At 38.5% G+C, this 1,555-nt stretch carries 1 protein-coding gene; it reads right to left on the bottom strand.

Features of this window, described 5'->3' with window-relative positions:
* Positions 1-120: 120 nt before the first annotated feature.
* Positions 121-1,377, bottom strand: a complete 1,257-nt coding sequence (locus tag AB1422_19350; GenBank protein ID MEW6621458.1) for a transposase — start codon at positions 1,375-1,377, stop codon at positions 121-123.
* Between the last annotated feature and the right edge of the window lie 178 nt (positions 1,378-1,555).

The following is a 1,555-nucleotide window of genomic DNA, read 5'->3' as shown; positions in this document are numbered from 1 at the left end:
CTGTAGTTTGGCAAATTTTTGCTAATAAATGTTGAAACATATTGTTCATTGACAAAAATGGAATAACCCTGTAAAACAGGGATGCACAAGAAACCTGAACAATTCCTATGAATAGTTAAGTCAAGCAGCTTTCGCTAGGAAATTATCTACAGGTATTTTAATACTCCTGTGTTTTAATACCTGATGAGCGAAGCTAAACAGAGTATTCTGCCACTGTTGGGTTCGGTGAAGAGCAATAACATCAGTCAATTTTTTTACAGGTGGACTGTGTTCTTCATGAATACGCCAGTGCAGATACTGAAGAGTAAGAAACACCAGCTGCATGAACTTGACAATACCCTTATAGGACCGCAGGCGGAAGTCTTCAAGCCCTAACCGTGTCTTAAGGTATAAGTAATCTACCTCAATTGCCCAGCGTTTCGTATAGAAAGACAGTGCTTGCCTGGCAGACATCTCTGTGTCTGTACACAGGAAGAACTCTCCGAATTTATCGGAGCGGTGCCGTTTTGAGATGAAGACTTTTACTTCTTCATCAAGACCGTTGATTCGGCCTATCTTTTCGTAGACCCAGTAAATAGATACTGAATCTGCAGAGTTCACTATTGTCTTAGTGAATCTCCTGTGCCTGATGTGGCGGGCAATCCTGGCTAACTTTTTACCGTTAAACTTACGGTTAGACTTAAGGGCACATATTACGTGCCATCCGTTTGCCCTGCAATACTTTATTAGTTTCTTTGCTGCATACCATGAATCAAAAAGAACGTATATCTTGAATTCTTGAGGTAAATGCTCTGCTATTTCTTCAAGCATTTCTTTGGCTAATTCTATCTTGGTAGCGAATTTGATTTTTTGCTTGTTTCTATACTTCCTGTTCAGTTTCCTTATAGTTTCTGCTTTGAGATATATCCTGTAATTTATTGGAATTGAAACGTCGCCTATTTGTATGTGGCATGTCATAAATGATAATCCATGAGCAAGTTGTTTCTGCCCGTGTGCGTCATGATGCCAGTCAACAGTGTCAAAATGCTTACTCTCTTTTGGTTTCCTTGCAAGAGAATCGTCTATTGATATTATTACAGTTGGTTGAAACATCTGGAGCTGGTTTTGTTCTACAGACCATCGGATAAGTGACTTTATTGTTTGCCGTCTGACGGTATCATTTTCCCAGGGACTGTAAGTAAAGAAATCTGACATCGCTGACTGGTCAGTACTGTCGCAAATCGTCCTATTAAGGTTTGATATGGTTTTCCTTGATTCACACATAATTAGTGTTTCCATTGTGTTGAGAGCATGTTCCCTCTGGGGTTTGCTCATACTTAAATTCAACATGAAAAAAAATTTGACTAATGCTTTTGAAGGTGCTATAATCTTTAACACGTGAAAGTCCTCCTTTGGGTAATATTATTTCGCAATAATATTTTACTCCAAAAAGGCTTTCACGTCAATTTTTTATAGGTTCCTTTATAATATGTCTCAGCATTTATTAGCAAGCGTGTCTGATGAATCAGACCACCCTATTTCTCATTAGAGAAATGGGAAATTTGCCAAACTACAG

It is taken from the genome of bacterium (genome assembly GCA_040757115.1).
In the GTDB taxonomy this organism is placed as follows: Bacteria; UBA9089; CG2-30-40-21; order CG2-30-40-21; family SBAY01; genus JBFLXS01.
The sequence above is the reverse complement of the archived record's forward strand: the minus strand, read 5'-3'. Positions and strand labels throughout refer to the sequence as shown.